Below are 17620 nucleotides of genomic sequence, written 5' to 3' on the forward strand. Positions count from 1 at the left end.
TGCGCCGGGCGCGCGTCGGGAGGCCGCCCGTGTCCCGCACGAGCGGCCCTCCGGCGGCGCGGGTCAGGCGCGCACCGTGTCCTGGCGGTCGGCGTCGGGCACGGCCGCGAGCCCGGGCGCGGCGGCGGCCCGGCGGCCGAGGGCCTCGCCCTCCACGTCGACCCGCGGCAGCAGCCGGTCCAGTCGGCGCGGCAGCCACCAGGCGCGCTCGCCGAGCAGGACGAGGACGGCGGGCACGAACGCCATGCGGACGACGAAGGCGTCGAACAGGACGGCGACCGCCAGGCCGAAGCCGACCATCTTCAGCAGGGTTTCGCCGCCGGTCATGAACCCTCCGAAGACGGACGTCATGATGACCGCGGCGGCGGTCACGACCCGGCCGCTGTGGCGGAATCCGGTGACGACGGCCTCGGCGGGACGCTCTCCGTGGATGACGGCCTCCCGCATCCGGGAGACGAGGAACACCTGGTAGTCCATGGCAAGGCCGAAGACGATGCCCACCAGCATCAGCGGCATCGTGCTCATGATCGGTCCGGTCTCGTCGACGCCCAGGAGTCCGGAACCGTGGCCGTTCTGGAAGATGGTGACCAGAACCCCGAAGGACGCCCCGACCGACAGCAGGAAGCCGAGGGCGGCCTTGAGCGGTACGAGCACGGAGCGGAAGACGAGGAGCAGCAGGAGGAAGGCCAGGCCCACCACGACCAGGAGGTAGGGGATCAGGGCGTCCGTCATCTTCCGGGCGACGTCGATGTTCAGGGCGGTGGTACCGGTCACCTCGAAGGTCGCGCCGGTGGCGGACTCGGCCGCGGCGCGCTCGGCGCGGATGGTGCGGACGAGTTCCTCGGTCCGCTCGCTGGTGGGCGCGGTGGACGGGACGGCCTGGATCACCGCGGTGTCCTCGGCCGCGTTGAACCGGGGCGGCGACACGGACACCACGCCGTCGGTGCCGGCGACCCGCTCGGACACGGCCGCGACCGCGGAACGCGGGTCGTCGGCCCGCCGGGCGTCCACCACGAGGGTCAGCGGGCCGTTGAACCCGGGCCCGAAGCCGTCCGCGAGGGCGTCGTACGCCCGGCGCTCGGTGGTGGAGGTGGGCTTCGCCTCGTCGCCCGGCATGCCGAGCCGCAGGTCCAGCGCCGGTACGGCGAGTGCGCCCAGGAGGATCACCGAGCCGAGCAGCACGGGCACCGGGCGGCGCCGGACGAACCGGGCCCAGCGGGCGCTCCACGCCCCGGCCTCCCGGACGGCACCGGCGGCACCGGCGTGCGGACCCTTGCGGAAGCGGCGTGCCGGACGCGTGCTCGGCCCCTTGCGGACCCGGCGGGCCAGCAGGGCGTCGGGCCAGAAGCCGCACAGCGCCGGGACCAGGGTGAGGGTGATCAGCACCGCGAGGACGACGGCGCCGGCGGCGGCCAGGCCCATCTTCGTCAGCGACGGCACTCCGATCACCGACAGGCCGGCCAGCGCGATGACGACGGTGAGCCCGGCGAAGACGACCGCGGAACCGGCCGTGCCCACGGCCAGCCCCGCCGCCTCCCGGGCGTCGTTCCCCTGGGCGCGCTCCTCGCGGTAGCGGGAGACGACCAGCAGGGCGTAGTCGACGCCGACCGCGATCCCGATCATCATGGCCAGGTCGGCGGTGGCCGTGGACATGCCGAGGGCGCTGCCCAGCGCGATGATCGAGGCGAGGGTGAGGGCCACGCCCACGACGGCGGTGATCAGCGGCAGTCCGGCGGCGGCCAGCGAGCCGAAGGTGATCAGCAGGACCACCGCGGCGACGGCGATGCCCAGGAACTCGCCGATCCCGGCCGGCGGCTCACCGGCCACGGCGCCCCCGCCGGCCTCGACGGTCAGACCGGAGGTCCGGGCCTTCTCCACCGCCTCGGTGAGGTCCTTCCGGCCGGCGTCCGTCACGTTGTCGTCGGTCACCTCGTAGGTGACGGTGGCGTACGCCGTGGTCCCGTCCTCGCTGACCGTCGACGCGTCGAGAGGATCGGAGACGGCGGCGACCTGCGGCCCGTCGGCCACCTCGGCGACCAGGGTGTCGATCGCCGCCCGGTACTCGGCCGCCGTGACCTTCCGTCCGTCCGGTGCGACGAGGACGATCCGGGCACTCGCGCCTTCGGCCTCGGCGTCCGGGAACCGCTCGTTGATGAGGTCGAACGCCTGCTGGGACTCGATGCCGGGCATCGGGTCCGAGTCGTCGGCCGCCTCGCCGGCGCTCATGGCGGCGAGCACGACGCCGAGGAGGACGGCTGCCCAGGACAGCGTCACCCAGCGGCGCCGTCGGAAGGCACCGCGGCCCAACCGGTACAACAAAGTTGCCATGGAGAGGTCTCCGCATCTGATCTGGGGAACCTCTCCAGCCTCGTCGGGCGGGCCCCGCCCCGTCGTCGTCCGCGCCGACCATCGCGTGTACTCAGTTTCGAGTACCGCCGCCCGCGGCCGGGCCCCTCCCCTCCCCCGTGAAGCGCAGGTCCACCGAGGTGGCCGCGAAGGCCAGCGGGCCGGGAAGGAGGGGGATCAGTACGGGGATCGACCAGGCGAGCAGCGCGGCCAGGACGACCGCGCCGGCCAGCAGGAGGGTGCCGCGGAGGTCGGCGAGGGAGCGCAGGAGGCCCTCGCGCGGAGACAGTGCGTGCGGTGCCGGCAGCGCGGTCGTGCGCAGGGCCAGTACCGCGATGCCGAGGGTGAGCAGTGTCAGCGCGGGGGCCATGACGTCCGCGCCGGGCAGGGTGGTGCGGGTCAGCGCGGAGTCCACCAGCAGGACGCAGGCGAGGAGCGGCACGGCCAGTCCGCCGGCGAGTGAGCCGCGGGTCAGCCGGGCGCGCAGGTGTCCGGCGTACGTGCCGGTGTCGACGGGCACCCCGTCCTCGGCCGCCCGGCGCAGGGTGGCCGAGGCGGCGGCGAACGCGGCCGGTGCGGTGACGACGGGAAGGCAGGCCACGGCGGTGAGCAGCCCCACCAGCAGCATGTCGGCGAAGAGGGTGAAGCCGGACGAGAAGACCTCGCCGGGCTCCCTGCGGTCGTGCGGCGGCAGTGCGGGCACCTGGGTCATGGGGTCAGCCCTTCAGTCCGGAGGTGGCCATGCCCTGCACCAGGTAGCGCTGGAAGACGAAGAAGAACAGCACGATCGGCAGTACGGAGAGGACCGACATGGCGAACATGGGGCCGTAGGCGGAGGTGCTGGACTGGTCGACGAAGCTGCGCAGGGCCAGGGTGATGGTGAACTTCTCCGGGGCGAACAGGTAGATCATCTGCGTGAAGAAGTCGTTCCAGGTCCAGATGAACGTGAAGATCGCCGTGGTGATCAGCGACGGCCGGCTCAGCGGCAGGGTGAGCGACCAGTACGTGCGGAAGGCGCCGCAGCCGTCGATGCGCGCCGACTCCTCCAGCTCGCGGGGCAGCCCGCGCATGAACTGGACGATGAGGAAGACGAAGAACGCCTCGGTGGCCAGGAACTTCGGCAGGATCAACGGCCAGTAGGTGTCCACCATGCCGAGCCGGTTGAAGATGATGTACTGCGGGATCAGCACGACGTGGTGCGGCAGCATCAGGGTGGCGACCATGAAGGCGAACATCGGCTTGCGCATCCGGAAGCGCAGCCGGGCGAAGGCGTAGGCGGCCAGGGAGCAGGACAGCACGTTGCCGACGACGGCGCCGCCCGCGATCAGCAGGGAGTTCCACAGCAGCCGGCTCACCGGGACCCCGGAGACTCCGTCCAGGGCGGTCGTGTAGTTCGACCACTCCAGGTGGCTGGGCCACAGGTCCAGGCTGGTCACCACCTCGTCGGCCGGTTTGAGGGAGGTGGCGAGCAGCCAGGCCAGGGGGTACAGCAGGACGAGCAGTCCCGCCAGGGCGATCGTGTGCGGCAGCCATCGCCGGGCGTTGGGGTTCATCGTCCCTCCTCGTCCGCGTAGAAGACCCAGGACCTGGAGGTCCTGAACAGGATCAGGGTGATGACGCCGATGGCGATCAGCAGCAGCCAGGCCATGGCCGCCGCGTAGCCCATGTGGGAGGCGGTGAAGCCGCGTTCGTAGAGGTAGAGCGTGTAGAACAGGGTCGAGTCGGCGGGACCGCCCTCGCCGCCGCTGACCGCGAAGGCCGGGGTGAACACCTGGAAGGACTGGATCATCTCCAGGACCAGGTTGAAGAAGACGACCGGGGACAGCATCGGCACGGTGACGGACACGAACTGCCGCCATCGGCCCGCACCGTCCAGTGCCGCCGCCTCGTACAGTTCGGGCGAGATCTGCTGGAGCCCGGCGAGGAAGATGACCATGGGTGCGCCGAACTGCCACACCGTCAGCAGGACGACGACGTAGACGGCGAGGTCCGGGTCGCCGACCCAGCTGCCGGTGTCGATGCCGAGGGAGCCGAGGACCTCGGAGACCGTGCCGCCGTCGTTGAACAGCGCCCGCCACACCAGCGCGATCGACATGCTCGCCCCGAGCAGCGAGGGCGCGTAGAAGGCCGAGCGGTAGAAGGCGCGGCCGCGGCCGAGGTTCTTCAGGAGCAGGGCCGCCCCGAGCGCGAGGGCCAGTTTGAGCGGTACGGCGACGACGACGTACAGCAGCGTGGTGCCGACCGACCGCCAGAAGCGGGGGTCCTCGGTGAGCATCTCGGTGTAGTTGCGCAGGCCCACCCAGTGCGGCGGGTCGAAGAGGTTGTAGTCCGTGAAGGACAGGTACAGCGACACGGCCATGGGCACCAGCGTGAGCACGGCCGCGCCGATCATCCACGGGGTGAGGAACACGTAGGCGGGCCACTGCTGTTCGCGGCGGCGCCGGCGCCCGGCCGGTGGCCGTGGCGGCGTAGTGCGGTCGGCGCGCGCGGGCGCCCTGGTCGACACCGTGCTCATGACCGCAGCTCCCGGTTGGCCTCGTCGATGAATTCCCGTGCCGCCTCGCGCGGGGACGTCAGGTCGTACATCACGCGGTGGTAGGCGCGTTTGAAGGCGGTCTGGAGGGCGACGTCGCCGCGCGGTGGCGCGGCGGGCGGGGCGTCCAGGCCGTACTCCTCCATCTTCCGGGCGTACCGGTAGATCTCCCGCTCTGCCCCTTCCAGGGTCTTGGCGACGCGGGCGGCGATCCTCCGGTTGGGAGGCGTGGAGCGGGTGAAGCCGAGGATGTCGCCGGCCCGCTCGTCGTTGAGGAGGAAGTCGACGAGCGCGGTCGCCTCCTCGGGGTGGTCGGTGTGCGCGCCGACGCCGAGGAGCATGGAGGGCTTGAAGTACGCTCCCTGGCGCCCGTCGGTGGTGGGGACCGGGGCGAAGTGGACCTGGTCGCCGAGCAGCGCGGTGTACCCGGGGAACGGCGCGTCCCAGGTGAAGTCGGCGGCTGCGAGGCCGCGGCCCATGGGTGACATCTCGGTGGTGTTGGCCTGTGCGGTGTCCGGGGCCTCGGCGACGGCGCCTTCCTCGCGCAGCCGGTCGCAGAAGGTCCAGAACTCGGTGAGGTCGTCCTCGGTGAAGCCGAGCTTCGTCTGGCTCGCGTAGAGCTTCCCGCCGCGGCCGCGCAGCCAGTCCTCGAAGATGTCCTCGTTGACCCCGTTGTCGTTGGCGCCCACCACGGCGCGTCCGTCGGGGGCCTTGAGTCCGAGGGCGGTGATCTTCCGGTTGGCGTCGGCCCATTCCTCCCAGGTCCAGCCGGGCTCGGGGGCGGGGATGCCGGCCTGTGCGTAGATCTCGGAGTCGTAGGCGTAGCCGGTGATGCCGCGGCCCATCGGCACGGCGTACTGCCGGCCCTCGTAGGTGCCCGTACGCAGGAACTCCTCGTCCATCTCGGAGGTGCGGACCGTGCCGTCCCCGACGGCGTCGTCGAGCGGCAGGAGCGCGCCGCCGCCCGAGTACTGGGAGATCTGGCGGTAGTCGAGCTGTGCCACGTCCGGGATGCCGCCGCCGGCGGCCTGGGTGGCCAGCTTCTGCATGTAGGAGCCGAAGTCGGCGTTCGAGGTGCGGACGGTGACGCCGGGGTGTTCCTGCTCGAAGAGCCGCACGGCCTTCTCGGTGCGTTCGGCGCGGTCGTCGTTGCCCCACCAGGAGAAGGTGAGGGTGACGCCTTCGGACGACACGTCGCCGGAGGAGGAGCACGCGCTGAGCGATGCCGTCAGCGCGGTGCCGAGACCGACGACGGCCGCGGCCAGGACCGCCCGGCGGTTGGGGAGCCGGCGCCGACCGCTTCGGGATTCGGGCATGGGGGCCTTCCCGGGGGTGCGTGGATGGGTGGGGGGAGGTACGTGGCTCGGGTTCAGATGCCCGGGTAGACGGCCAGCCTGCCGCACATTCCGAAGCGTCCGCGGGCCGCGGGCCCCGTCGCGGACACCCGGGCCGCGGTCAGGTGTCCGGTGTCCTCGCCGCGCAGGGCGTCGAGTTGGGCCCGGGTCGCCTCCGCGGCGGCGTGCGCGCCCTCGCGCCAGCGCCGTTCCCACGCGTCCAGCCGGGGCCGCACCAGTTCGGCGGCGGCCCGCTGGAACGCGGCCAGCGGTTCCGGGTCGCCGTTCTCGGTGGCCTCGCGGAGTTCGAGGAAGCGCCGGGTCGCCACGTCGCGGCGGGCGCGTGCGACCCTCGCCTGCTCGGCCTCGGGCAGGTCGGCGGGGACGCGGACGGCGTCGGCGTACGTGTCGGGGTCGGTGAGGCGGTCCTGGGGCAGGGTGAGGACGGCGTCGCCCGCCTCGGGCAGGCCGCTGTTCTGCATCACGACGGTGATCTCCAGGCCGTCGTCGTTGACGAGGCGGTGGATCGTGCCGGGCGTGAACCAGGCCACCGTGCCCGGCTCCAGGGGTGTCTCCTCGAAGCCCGAAGTGGTCAGGGTCTGCACCGCGCCCCGGCCCGCGGTGACGACGTAGCCCTCGCTGCACGTCAGGTGCAGGTGCGGGGTGCCGCCACCGGGCAGCCCCTCCACGGTCGGCCAGTCGTACACGGTCAGGCGGGACACGCCGACCGCCGCCGGGAAGCCGTCGTACGTCGGGCTCACCACGCGAGTCCCGCCAGGTGTGCGGCTACCCGCGCGCGGTCCCAGGCGCCGTCGGCGACGACCACGCGGTAGGCCCGGGCGAGGGTTTCGCCGGGCGGCAGGACCAGTTCCTCGTGGAAGGCCCAGGACGGCGCGACCGCGGCGAAGGGATCGCTGCGCACGAACCAGTGCGCCGGGTGGGTGCCCTTCTCGCCCAGGTGGTCGTTGGAGGGGGCGTGTTCGAAGACGAGCGTGGCATGGCCGTCCCGTCCGTCGTGCTCGCCGACGTAGGCCAGCCAGGGGGCCTGGGAGCCCATCGGGTCGGCTGCCGAGGACTCGCCGGAGTCGGCGGATTCGGCGGTGAAGACCCGGCCGCCGCGGAAGGCGCGGGGCCCGCGCCAGAAAAGTCCGGTGTATCCGGCGGCGGGGCGTCCGTGGGTGGTGGGGCTGCCGAACCGCAGTGGTTCGCCGCGCCGGTTGGTCACCGCCGAGGTCCAGGTGAGGGTCCAGCTGCCCGTGTCGGGGTCGACGTCGCGGACCTCGATGCGCCTCTCCTCCTCGGCCCACAGCTCGCCGCCGTGCGGGTGCCAGGTCAGCCGCTCGGCGATGACGGCGCGGTCCCCCTCCGCGCCGACCTCCTCGAAGGCCACGTGGGCCATCGAGCCGACCCTCTCCGGCAGTGCGAGGTAACCCTCGCCGTGCACATAGGTGTTGCCGCCCCACAGGTTCTGTCCGGACAGGTGGGAGGCGGTCAGCTGGAGCCCCTTGTGCCAGCGGTGGTCGTTGGGCCGGTAGTCCGTGACGAGTCCGCCGGACAGGGTCCTGACCGGGTGGAGGTACGGCTTGGGCGCCTCCCAGTCGGCCTCGGGGCGGTACACGTAGGAGAACAGCTCGGTTCCGGCCGTTCCGTGGGCCACGGTGACGCGGTCTCCGTGGACGTGGGTCAGTGAGAGCGTCATGCGTGGTCCTCTTCCTCGCGGGTGCCGGCCGGCGCCCAGCCCGGGGCGCCGCCTTGCAGTTCGGTGTAGTACGGGTCGCCGGGGCCGATGTCGCCCGCGTGCACGGGCGTGCCGGTGAACGCGGACTTGTACAGGGCGGTGATCAGCTCCAGGGTCCGCCGGCCGCCCGCACCGCTGGTCGAGTGGCGGCGGCCGTTCCTGATGTCGTCGACCAGGACGCGCAGTTGGGCCTGGTGCGAGCTGGGTTCGTCGGCGCCGAAGTCGAGCCAGGCCGCGGCGGTCTCCTCGGGGACGCCGGGCGCCGGGGTGATGCGCCAGTCCGCGTTGCGGTAGCCGTACAGGTGGGTCAGTTCGACCGTGGCCAGTTCGCAGTCGATGCGGATCCGGCTCACCTCGTCGGGGCTCAGCACGCTGTTGACGAGGGTGGCGACGGCTCCGTCGGCGAAGCGGACCAGTGCCGTGGAGACGTCCTCGGTCTCCACGTCGTGCACGAGCCGGGCGGCCATGCCGCGCACCTCGGTCCACGGGCCCATCAGGTCCAGCAGCAGGTCCGTCTGGTGGATGCCGTGTCCCATGGCCGGTCCGCCGCCCTCGGTGGCCCAGCGCCCGCGCCAGGGCACCGCGTAGTACGCCTGGTTCCGGTACCACGTGGTCTGGCAGTGGGCCACCAGCGGCCGGCCCAGCGCCCCGCCGCGCAGCAGCGCGCGGACATGGCGGGCGCCGGAGCCGAAGCGGTGCTGGAAGACGACGGAGGCGTACGGCCCCGCGCCGTCGCCCCGCTCGGCCGCCTCCACGGCGTCGTAGTCGGCCAGTGAGGGGCAGGGCGGCTTCTCGCACCACACCCAGGCCCCGGCGGCGAGCGCGGCCACGGCCTGCTCGCGGTGCACGGCGGGCGGTGTGCACAGCACGACGAGGTCCGGGCGCGTCTCGGTCAGCATCGTGTGGAGGTCGGTGGACGCCTGCGGGATCCCGAACTCGTCGGCGAACGCCCGCACCGCCGGGCCGTCCACGTCGACCGCTGCGACGACTTCCACCTCGCCCTCGGCGGCCAGTTTCGTCAGGGCGGGCAGATGACTGGACCGGGCGATGGAGCCCGTGCCGACCACTGCTGTGCGCAGCGGCGCGTTCGGTAGGTGCGAAGACATGCGGACCCTCTCGTGAGCCGGACGGGGGCTGGGCGCCGCGCGACGGGCGGTGGTGGGATGCGCGGGCGGGCGGGGGATGTCGGCGCCGCCTCGCAGCAACCGCTTGCTATCGTGGTGTTCCAACGTTGTAACCGGCGTGCGTCCGCAAGGTCAACCCTCTGTCCGCAAAAGAGTCGGTGCCCGGTTCACGTACTGACAGGGGTGGCGCGCAGGGGCATAATCTGCGGAAACTTCGGCAAGGGGGCGGGCTGTGGCCGCGGTGAGACTGAAGGACGTGGCGGAACACGCGGGGGTGTCGATCAAAACGGTGTCCAACGTTGTACGCGGCGCTCCGCGCGTGTCCGAGGCCACGCGCTCACGGGTGCTGCGGGCGGTGGACGAGCTGGGCTACCGGCCGAACCCCTCGGCGCGCAGGCTCCGTACGGGGCGCAGTGGTCTCATCGCTCTCGTCGTCCCGGAACTGGCCACGCCCTACTTCGCCGAACTCGCCCACCATGTGCGGGGCGAGGCCACGCTGCTGGGCCTGACCGTCCTCATCGAGGAGTCACTGGGCGACGCCGCCGAGGAGCTGCGGCTGGCGGGCGGGGTCGGCGCCTCGCTGCTCGACGGTGTGATCCTCTCCCCGCTGCGCGTCACTTCCGACGAACTCGCCTCCGTCACCGACGAGTTCCCGCTGGTGCTGCTCGGCGAGCGCACCTACGGGCGCAACGGTGTCGTCGCCGACCACGTGCTGATCGACAACGTGGCGGCGGCCCGTGACCTCACCGCCCACCTCATCGGCCTGGGACGCACCCGGATCGCCGCGATCGGCGTGGACCGCCAGGGTTCCGCGACCAGCCGTCAGCGCCTGGAGGGGTACCAGCGGGCCCTGCACGAGGCCGGGTTGCCCTTCGACCCCCGGCTCGCACCGCGGGTCGAGGAGTTCGACCGCCGCAACGGACTGCTGGCGATGCGCCACCTCGCCGCCCTGCCCGCCGACGAACGGCCCGACGCCGTCTTCTGCTTCAGCGACCTGCTGGCCGTGGGGGCGCAACGCGCCCTCCACGAGGCCGGGCTGACCGTTCCCGGCGATGTCGCCGTCGCCGGCATCGACGGTTCCGAGGAGGCGCTCTACAGCACGCCGTCCCTGACGACCGTGGTCCCCGACAAGGCCGCCATCGCCTCACTCGCCGTCAAGTGCCTGGCGGCCCGGATACGGTCCCGGTCGCCCCTGCCGTTCGAGGTGCACGTGGCGCCGCACTGGCTGGCGGAGCGGGAGTCCACGACGGGCGGGCGACGCGCGGTGGACGCCTGAGGTACGACGGGCAGCGGCGAGGGCAAAGACGACTGCCCCCGCTGAGAGCGAACCGCGTTCGACCGGCCACTGAAATCCATGATCATCGCTCCTAGGCTCGTCACCATGGACATCCCGAGACGCCTCATCGAACTCCAGCGAGCCGTCGAAGCGGCTGACAACCGCTACCGCAACAACGCCGGCGAGAACGCCACGGTCGCCCTGGCGGTCTGGTCGGACGCCACCGCCGCCCTGGTCCAGGGCATCACCGACTGCGCGGAGGAACAGGGCGTGCCGCGCCGCGAGGTGGAACGGGCCCTGGAGCAGGCGATGCGGCCACCACTCCCCATGGACTGAAACGTCGTTCCACACGGGTCTCGGGACTGGACCGCCGTGTCGTCCTGGAGGTGGTGGCCTGCGAGCGGGACTCCCGAACCTGGACGGTGGCGTCCGGCTTCGGCCCGCCGGCCGACTGGTACCGCAACCTGCGCGAACAGCCGAAGACGGTCCCGCAGTTCGGAAACCGGCACCACGCGGTCACCGCCCGCTTCCTCGCCCCCGAGGACGGTGCCGCACTCATGGAGAAGTACGGCGCGCGCCACCCCCGCGCCGCACGCCGGCTGTGCGCCTTCGCGCGCCTGCCCTCCGACGGCAGCGTGACGGCGTCGCGCCGGGTCGGGCGCGCGATCCCCTTCGTACGTCTCGAATCCGGGTCATGCCCGCGGGAGGAGGCCGACCGCTCTTGACAGGTGCGGCTAATGACAATAGCTTTTAGCTAACTTCATTAGCCGCATCTGGGGGTTGCCATGACCGAGTACCTTGCCGTCGACGGCGGAACGATCGCCTACGAGATAGCCGGGTCCGGCCCGCTGATCGTGCTCGCGCACGGCATGGGCGACAGCCGCGAGGCCTACCGTGCCTTGATCCCCGAGCTGGTGACGGCTGGTTACCGGGTGGCCGCGGTCGACCTGCGCGGCTGCGGCGAGTCCAGCGTCGACTGGCCGGCCTGGAGCCGCACCGACATCGCCGGCGACCTGCTCGCCCTGATCCGCCACCTCGGCGGCCCCGCCGTGCTCGTCGGCCACTCCGTCTCGGGCGGCGCGGCGACCATCGCGGCGGCGCGGGAGCCCTCGCTCGTCACCTCCGTGGTCGAACTGGCGCCCTTCACCCGCAAGCAGTCGATCCGGCTCGGCGACCTGCGGGTGCGGCGGTTCCGGCGCGGCATGGTGCGGCTGCTCGGCGCGGGGCTCTTCGGCAGTCTGCCGCTCTGGCGCTCGTACCTCGACGTCGCCTACCCCGGGGTGAAACCGGCCGACTGGACCGAGCGGCTGGGCCTCATCGAGACCCGGTTGCGCGAGCCGGGCCGGATGAAGGCCATGCAGGCCATGGGCCGCAGCGCTCCGACCGACGCCGGCGCCCGGCTCGGCGACGTGCGCTGCCCGGTCCTGGTGGTGATGGGCACGCTCGACCCCGACTGGGCCGACCCGCACGCCGAGGGCTCGGCCGTCGTCGACGCGCTGCCGTCCGGCCTCGGCCGCCTGGAGATGATCGAGGGCGCCGGCCACTACCCGCACCACCAGTTCCCCGACCGGGTGGTGACGCTCCTGCTCGCCTTCCTGCGCTCGGACGCCGCCCGTGCCTAGGGCGGGCCTGGACCGAGCGGCCGTGGTCGGCGCGGGCGCGGCCCTCGCCGACGAAGTGGGCCTCACGAAACTGACGATGGGCCTGCTGGCCGACCGGCTCGGCGTGCGCACCCCGTCCCTGTACAAGCACGTGACGGGCCAGGACGACCTGATCCGGCGGATCGCGGCGCTGGCCCTCGACGAGGCCGCCGACGCCGTCGGCAGCGCGGTACAGGGCCGGGCGGGCAGCGACGCCCTGGCGGCCGCGGCGCGCGCCTTCCGCGCCTTCGTCGTGGAGCACCCCGGCCGGTACGCCGCGACGATCGGCCAGGAGCCGTCCGGCCCGGACGATCCCCTGGCCGCGGCGGGAGAGCGGCTGCTCATCGCGTTCACCGCCGTCCTGCGCGGCTACGAGATCGAAGCCTCCGACGTGAACCACGCCCTGCGCCTGCTGCGCAGCCTCTGCCACGGCTTCGCCACCTTGGAGGCGGCACACGGCTTCCAGTGGAGCACGGACATCGACGAGAGCTTCGACTGGCTCGTCGCCTTCGCCGACCGGGGCCTGCGCGCCATGTGAGGTCGGCACCGGAGACCCTCCCGTCCCGCCACCCGGAGATCACGCTCGCGTCCGGCCCCCCGGGAGACGCGTCCCTGTCTCAGCCGAGCCGCACGTGGTCCGCGGAGCGGCTGGGCACCGCGTCGAGCGCGGCGAGCTCCGCTCCGTCCAGGGCGAGCCCTCCGACGGCGATGTTCGCCTCCAGGTGGCCGGGGTCAGCCGTACCGGGGATGAGCAGGACGTTCGCGGCGTGGTGGAGCAGCCAGGCGAGCCCCACCTGGGCCGGCGTGGCACCGAGCGCCCGTGCGGTGGTGTGGACGGCGGGCTCGTCGGCGACCTTGGGCATGCCCGGGAAGGCCCCGCCGAGCGGGAAGTAGGGCACCCAGGCGACGCCTTCGGCGGCACACAGCCGGAGCATGTCCTCGTCCGCACGGCTCACCAGGCTGTAGGAGTTCTGTACGCAGGCGACGCCCACCGGCAGCGCGCGGCGCAGTCCGTCCAGGGTGACGGCGCTGAGCCCGATGGCGCCGATCCTGCCCTCGTCCCGCAGCTCCGTCAGCACGGCGAGCTGGTCGTCGATGTCGACCAGCTGATCACCCTCGGCACGGAGTCCGGGCCCGGTGTCGGCGCGGCGCAGGTTGACGACGGCGAGGCGGTCGGTGCCCAGGCTCCGGAGATTGGCCTCGACGTCGGCCCGCAGTTCCTCCGGCCGTTGCGCCAGACGCAGGGGAAGGGGACCGCCGGAGTCCGGGGTGGCGCCGACCTTGGTCACGACCACGGCGTCGTCCGTGGCGCCCAGTGCCTCGCGGAGGACCTCGTTGACGAAGCCGTCGCCGTAGAACTGGGCGGTGTCGAAGTGGTCGACGCCGAGTTCCACCGCGCGGCGCACGAGTGCGACGGCGGCGCCGCGGTCGGCGTGCAGACGCTCCAGCTGCATCGCGCCGTACCCGATCCGGGAGACGGTGCGGCCCGCGAGCGTCCCCGCGCCACCGGGACGGGGGGTGCCCTCGGCCGTGACCGGGACAGAGGTGCCGTTTGACGTCATGGGAAGTCCGCCCTCATGAGAAGATGGCAAAAACGGAGGAGCCTCCGTCAAGCCGACTGTAGCACTACCGGAGGACCCTCCGCTTTGAGTCCGGACCAGGAACCGACGCCCCCCGCCGCCGACCGGCCGCAGCAGCCGACGAGCCCGGGCGGCCGCCCGCTGCGCGCCCACGCGCGGCGGAACCGCGAGAACCTCGTCGCCGCCGCGCGCGCCGCCTTCACCGCCGCGGACGACACCGTTCCGCTCGAAGGCATCGCCCGCGACGCGGGGGTCGGCATCGGCACGCTCTACCGCCACTTCCCCACCCGGGAGGCACTGGTCGAGGCCGTCTACGCCGCCGAACTGGACGCCGTCACCGACAGCGCCCCGGCCCTGCTGAACGAACTGCCGCCCGAGCGGGCGCTGCGCGCCTGGATGGCGCGCTACGCCGAGTTCGTCGCGACGAAACGCGCCATGCTCAACACCCTCCACACCAGCTGGGCCTCCGGACGCCTCGCGACACCCGCCACCCGGGAACGCATCACGGCCGCGATCGGCACCCTGCTCGCGGAAGGAGCGCGGACCGGCTCGCTGCGCGCGGACGTCGAACCCGACGACGTCACCGCGATGCTCCTCGGGGTGTTCCTCTCGACGGCGGCCGACGACGAGCCGGAGCGGACTGGCCGCCTGCTCGATCTCGTCGTCGACGCGCTCCGGCCGCCGGGGCGTTCATGACCCGGGCCGGTGGATCACCGGGTCACCGGCGGGCCGACGCCGCCAGCATCGGGAGCGAGACGATGTCGGCGAGGGCCTGCTGGCCCACGATGTTCGCGTGGACCCCGTCACCGGTGTCGTACGGCGGGTAGATGCTGTTCGGCCGCACGGGGTCCTCGAGTACCTGGTCGAAGGGGAGGATCCCGTCGCAGATGCCGCCGCAACTGTTCCACTTCGAGACGAACGTGCCGACGGCGTGCCGGTCGCGGTTGTGCGCGTCGGTGTAGCCGGGGCGTGGGGTGATGGGCGTGACGTACACCTTGATGCCCGCGGCCCGCAGGCGCTGGAACACCTCGCGGTAACTCGCCTGGATCTGCGTGGCGTCGCAGCCGGCCGGGAGGTCGTTGGTCCCGTAGTAGTAGAGGACTCCCGTGACCCCGTGCAGGGCCAGCACGTCGCGCTCCAGCCGGGCGGCGGCGTCCAGGCCGCGCACGGACTCACCGATGCCCGGGCAGGTCGCGGCGCTCGTGGTGCCGCCGATACCGGCGTTGGCGAGGGCGAACTGCCGGGTGGCGGGCAGCTCCGAGGTGATCCGCCGCGCGAGGTCGTCGGTCCACCTCAGGTCGGCGCCCGGGCGGTCGCAGTCCGGTCCGCAGTTCGTCGACCCGGTGCCGTCGACGACCGAACTGCCGTAGGCGACGAGGCTGCCCCGCAGTCGCGGGTTGCGCACGTCGACGGCGCTGACCAGGTAGGTGGAGCCGGTGGTCTCGGTGAACGCGGTCCCGGCCGGGTCGGCGGTGTGGTCACCGGCGCCGGACGGGGTCAGGTAGTTGGTGCGGAAGGCGCTCTCGTGCCGGCCGGGCAGCACCGTACCGGTGACCGAGAGCGAGACCGCCACGTCGTCCTGGGCTGCGGTTCTGAGTCCCGCGGGGTCGCTCCACACCTCGCCGCCCGGCGGGACGACGACCTCGCGCCGGCCGTCGAACGTGACGGGGCGCGGCCGGCCGGTGGTCGCGGCGTCCTCCCCGCTGCTGTGGGCCACCGTCGCGGCGTCCACCGTGAGCGGAGTCCGGCCGAAGGTGTTCTGGACGCGGATGCGCAGGGCGTCGCCTCCCTGGCTCAGGTGGGTGATCATGCGTACCGACTGGTCGCGCAACGGGGTGGCGGCGAGGTTCTGCTGGGAGGCGGCCCAGGAGGTGAACCAGGCGTCGGGCTTCGCGGGCCGTCCCGACGCGGCGTCGGCGGGGGCGGACGCGGCCGAGGCGGCCAGGACCGTCGATGCCAGGGCGAGGGCCAGCGCGGCCGCGGCACCTCTGGCCCGTGGGGCCTGTGCGGGGTCGAGCACTCGGGCGACTCGGGCAAGGGGACCGCGCATACGTGCCTGCCTTCCGACATGTCTGGACGGGACGCCGGTCGCGGCGGGGAGATGGTGTCCTGTGCTCGGTGGCGGCCCGCTTCGGAGCCGACCGTGTCGTGCCCCTGCCTTCCGCCCGCACCCTCCGCCGCTCCGGTGGCCCGCATCGTAGGCACGGTCACCGTCCCGTCGGAACCACGCAGTCGACGCGCGAGGACGGCTGTGACCGGCGGGCGGGACCCCGTGGACAGTCACCGACCCGCTGTGATGTGATCCCTGCGGCGGCATGTCTTCAGCCGCTCGTACCGCCCGTCGGCCCACCCCCCATGTCGTCACGACGGGCGGACGGGTCCGTCCCCCCAGGCTCGAAAGTTCCGTACACATGCAGAAGACCAAGGCCGCCCTCTGGGAATTCCTCCAAGGGCTCGGCAAGACGTTCATGCTCCCGGTGGCCCTGCTCGCGTTCTGCGGCATCATGCTGGGCATCGGCTCCTCGCTGTCCAGCGACGCGGTCACTGACAACGTTGCCTTCCTGAAGGGCGAGGGCTTCCACCTCGTCTTCACCTGGATGGCCAACACCGGTCTGGTCGCCTTCACGTTCCTGCCGGTGCTCTTCGCGATGGCCATTCCGCTCGGCCTCGCCCGGGAGGACAAGGGCGTGGCCGCGTTCTCCGGCTTCGTCGGCTTCGTCGCCATGAACCTCGCGGTGAACTTCTATCTCACCGCCAAGGGCGTCGACTTCGAGGACGAGAAGGCGATCGAGCACTACGGCATAGCCGACGTGCTGGGCGTGCAGTCCATCGACACGGGACTGCTCGGCGCGGTGGCCGTTGGCATCGTTGTCAGTCTGCTCCACCGGCGCTTCCGCACCCAGCGGATGCCCGACGCGCTGGCCTTCTTCGGCGGGCTGCGCTTCGTACCGATCGTCTCGGCCCTGGTCCTGAGCGTGCTCGGCCTGCTCATCCCGCTGGTGTGGCCGACCTTCAACGGCTGGATCAACGCCGTCGGCCGGGGCATCGGGCACACGGGGGTCTTCGGACCGTTCTTCTTCGGCATGGGCGAGGTGCTGCTGCGCCCGATCGGCCTGCACCACATCCTCGTCGCCATGTTCCGCTTCACGGACGTCGGCGGTTCGGGGACCGTGTGCGGCGACCAGGTCTCCGGCGCCCTCAACCTGTTCTACGCCCAGCTGGACTGCTCGGCGGCGCCCAACTCGGCCGTCACCGACGCCACGCACTTCCTCTCCCAGGGCAAGATGGCGGCCTACCTCGGCGGCCTGCCCGGCGCCGCGCTCGCGATGTACCACTGCGCGAGGCGCCGGATGCGTCCGGAGATCAAGGCGCTGCTGGTGTCCGGCGTGGTGGCCTGCGTGGTCGGCGGCATCACGGAGCCGCTGGAGTTCCTGTTCCTCTTCGTCGCCCCGTGGCTGTACGTCATCCACGCGGTCCTCGTGGGGCTGGGCTTCCTCACGGCGGCCGTACTCGGCGTCTTCATCGGCAACACCGACGGCAACGTCATCGACTGGCTCGTCTTCGGTGTGCTGCAGGGCTCGACGACCAAGTGGTACCTGGTGCCGGTGATCGCGGCGGTGTGGTTCGCCGCGTACTACTTCCTGTTCCGCTGGGCCATCACCCGCTTCGACCTGAAGACGCCCGGCCGGGAGGACCCGCCGGCGGACGACGCGCACGAAGAGGCGCACGGCGAGGCACATGACGAGGGACACGACGAGGACCAGGGCGGGGAGGCTCCGGAGCGGCCGCGCGAGCTGGTCGCGGGGAAGTACGACGCCGTCGCCATGCTCGACGCGATCGGCGGCGCCGGCAACATCCGGTCCCTGGACAACTGCATCACCCGCCTGCGCATGACGGTGGCGGACGCCGAACAGGTCGACGAGGCACGGCTGAAGAAGCTGGGGGCCGTGGGGGTCATCAAGCTCGACGGGCACAACGTCCAGGTCGTCATCGGCCCGCAGGTCCAGTCCGTGAAGGACGCCATCGCGACGATGATCCCGGTGGGCTGA

The 17620-nt window shown here is 72.4% G+C and carries 17 protein-coding genes; 7 read left to right on the forward strand and 10 right to left on the reverse strand.

Annotation, left to right across the window (positions count from 1 at the left end):
* Positions 1-63 precede the first annotated feature (63 nt).
* The 8 genes from ACZ56V_RS22990 to ACZ56V_RS23025 form a co-directional block, all read right to left on the reverse strand.
* Positions 64-2328: an MMPL family transporter gene (locus tag ACZ56V_RS22990; protein WP_468944775.1), complete on the reverse strand. Its 2265-nt coding sequence runs from the start codon at positions 2326-2328 to the stop codon at positions 64-66.
* 91 nt (positions 2329-2419) lie between these two features.
* Complete coding sequence (locus ACZ56V_RS22995) at positions 2420-3058, reverse strand: hypothetical protein (protein ID WP_398908881.1); 639 nt, start codon at positions 3056-3058, stop codon at positions 2420-2422.
* Between the two features lie 4 nt (positions 3059-3062).
* On the reverse strand, positions 3063-3899 hold the full coding sequence (locus ACZ56V_RS23000; RefSeq protein ID WP_398908879.1) for a carbohydrate ABC transporter permease: 837 nt from the start codon (positions 3897-3899) through the stop codon (positions 3063-3065).
* A complete protein-coding gene (locus tag ACZ56V_RS23005; protein ID WP_467380188.1) occupies positions 3896-4861 on the reverse strand; it encodes a carbohydrate ABC transporter permease in 966 nt (321 codons plus the stop codon). Before ACZ56V_RS23005 ends, ACZ56V_RS23000 begins: the two co-directional genes overlap by 4 nt.
* A complete protein-coding gene (locus ACZ56V_RS23010) occupies positions 4858-6195 on the reverse strand; it encodes an ABC transporter substrate-binding protein (protein WP_398908875.1) in 1338 nt (445 codons plus the stop codon). Before ACZ56V_RS23010 ends, ACZ56V_RS23005 begins: the two co-directional genes overlap by 4 nt.
* Before the next feature lie 53 nt (positions 6196-6248).
* Positions 6249-6977 carry a cupin gene (locus ACZ56V_RS23015; protein ID WP_398908874.1) on the reverse strand — a complete coding sequence of 243 codons (729 nt, stop codon included), beginning with the start codon at positions 6975-6977 and terminating at the stop codon, positions 6249-6251.
* Entirely contained in the window at positions 6971-7912 is a 942-nt protein-coding gene (locus ACZ56V_RS23020) for a PmoA family protein (protein ID WP_398908872.1), read from the reverse strand. Before ACZ56V_RS23020 ends, ACZ56V_RS23015 begins: the two co-directional genes overlap by 7 nt.
* Entirely contained in the window at positions 7909-9057 is a 1149-nt protein-coding gene (locus ACZ56V_RS23025; protein WP_468944783.1) for a Gfo/Idh/MocA family protein, read from the reverse strand. Before ACZ56V_RS23025 ends, ACZ56V_RS23020 begins: the two co-directional genes overlap by 4 nt.
* Before the next feature lie 250 nt (positions 9058-9307).
* Here ACZ56V_RS23025 and ACZ56V_RS23030 point away from each other — a divergent pair, with 250 nt between their 5' ends.
* From ACZ56V_RS23030 to ACZ56V_RS23050, 5 genes are all read left to right on the forward strand, one after another.
* Positions 9308-10351 carry a LacI family DNA-binding transcriptional regulator gene (locus ACZ56V_RS23030; RefSeq protein ID WP_467380183.1) on the forward strand — a complete coding sequence of 348 codons (1044 nt, stop codon included), beginning with the start codon at positions 9308-9310 and terminating at the stop codon, positions 10349-10351.
* Positions 10352-10456: 105 nt separating this feature from the next.
* Positions 10457-10687, forward strand: a complete 231-nt coding sequence (locus ACZ56V_RS23035) for a hypothetical protein (RefSeq protein WP_398908867.1) — start codon at positions 10457-10459, stop codon at positions 10685-10687.
* A gap of 50 nt (positions 10688-10737) precedes the next feature.
* The gene (locus ACZ56V_RS23040; protein ID WP_467380181.1) at positions 10738-11076 is read left to right on the forward strand and encodes a nitroreductase/quinone reductase family protein; all 339 of its coding nucleotides are present in this window, start codon (positions 10738-10740) and stop codon (positions 11074-11076) included.
* 60 nt (positions 11077-11136) lie between these two features.
* The gene (locus tag ACZ56V_RS23045; protein WP_468944787.1) at positions 11137-11973 is read left to right on the forward strand and encodes an alpha/beta fold hydrolase; all 837 of its coding nucleotides are present in this window, start codon (positions 11137-11139) and stop codon (positions 11971-11973) included.
* 22 nt (positions 11974-11995) lie between these two features.
* The gene (locus tag ACZ56V_RS23050) at positions 11996-12529 is read left to right on the forward strand and encodes a TetR/AcrR family transcriptional regulator (RefSeq protein WP_398909401.1); all 534 of its coding nucleotides are present in this window, start codon (positions 11996-11998) and stop codon (positions 12527-12529) included.
* Between the two features lie 79 nt (positions 12530-12608).
* Here the strand turns inward: ACZ56V_RS23050 and ACZ56V_RS23055 are convergent, their stop codons facing one another.
* Complete coding sequence (locus ACZ56V_RS23055) at positions 12609-13553, reverse strand: aldo/keto reductase (RefSeq protein WP_467380178.1); 945 nt, start codon at positions 13551-13553, stop codon at positions 12609-12611.
* An 84-nt stretch (positions 13554-13637) separates the two neighbouring features.
* On the opposite strand from ACZ56V_RS23055, the gene ACZ56V_RS23060 reads away from it, so the two are divergent.
* Entirely contained in the window at positions 13638-14267 is a 630-nt protein-coding gene (locus ACZ56V_RS23060; protein ID WP_467380177.1) for a TetR/AcrR family transcriptional regulator, read from the forward strand.
* 22 nt (positions 14268-14289) lie between these two features.
* Here ACZ56V_RS23060 and ACZ56V_RS23065 read toward each other — a convergent pair whose 3' ends face one another.
* Positions 14290-15621, reverse strand: a complete 1332-nt coding sequence (locus ACZ56V_RS23065; protein WP_398908859.1) for an SGNH/GDSL hydrolase family protein — start codon at positions 15619-15621, stop codon at positions 14290-14292.
* A 361-nt stretch (positions 15622-15982) separates the two neighbouring features.
* Between ACZ56V_RS23065 and malX the strand changes: the two genes are divergently transcribed.
* Positions 15983-17620, forward strand: coding sequence for a maltose/glucose-specific PTS transporter subunit IIBC (gene malX / locus ACZ56V_RS23070; RefSeq protein WP_398908858.1), 1638 nt, complete (start codon positions 15983-15985; stop codon positions 17618-17620).

Source organism: Streptomyces sp. NPDC034099 (assembly GCF_055575415.1).

Coding starts and splice junctions, on each gene's coding strand:
- ACZ56V_RS22990 (WP_468944775.1), bottom strand. CDS start 2,328: ATGGCAACTTTGTTGTACCGGTTGGGCCGCGGTGCCTTCCGACGGCGC.
- ACZ56V_RS22995 (WP_398908881.1), bottom strand. CDS start 3,058: ATGACCCAGGTGCCCGCACTGCCGCCGCACGACCGCAGGGAGCCCGGC.
- ACZ56V_RS23000 (WP_398908879.1), bottom strand. CDS start 3,899: ATGAACCCCAACGCCCGGCGATGGCTGCCGCACACGATCGCCCTGGCG.
- ACZ56V_RS23005 (WP_467380188.1), bottom strand. CDS start 4,861: ATGAGCACGGTGTCGACCAGGGCGCCCGCGCGCGCCGACCGCACTACG.
- ACZ56V_RS23010 (WP_398908875.1), bottom strand. CDS start 6,195: ATGCCCGAATCCCGAAGCGGTCGGCGCCGGCTCCCCAACCGCCGGGCG.
- ACZ56V_RS23020 (WP_398908872.1), bottom strand. CDS start 7,912: ATGACGCTCTCACTGACCCACGTCCACGGAGACCGCGTCACCGTGGCC.
- ACZ56V_RS23025 (WP_468944783.1), bottom strand. CDS start 9,057: ATGTCTTCGCACCTACCGAACGCGCCGCTGCGCACAGCAGTGGTCGGC.
- ACZ56V_RS23035 (WP_398908867.1), top strand. CDS start 10,457: ATGGACATCCCGAGACGCCTCATCGAACTCCAGCGAGCCGTCGAAGCG.
- ACZ56V_RS23045 (WP_468944787.1), top strand. CDS start 11,137: ATGACCGAGTACCTTGCCGTCGACGGCGGAACGATCGCCTACGAGATA.
- ACZ56V_RS23055 (WP_467380178.1), bottom strand. CDS start 13,553: ATGACGTCAAACGGCACCTCTGTCCCGGTCACGGCCGAGGGCACCCCC.
- ACZ56V_RS23065 (WP_398908859.1), bottom strand. CDS start 15,621: ATGCGCGGTCCCCTTGCCCGAGTCGCCCGAGTGCTCGACCCCGCACAG.
- malX (WP_398908858.1), top strand. CDS start 15,983: ATGCAGAAGACCAAGGCCGCCCTCTGGGAATTCCTCCAAGGGCTCGGC.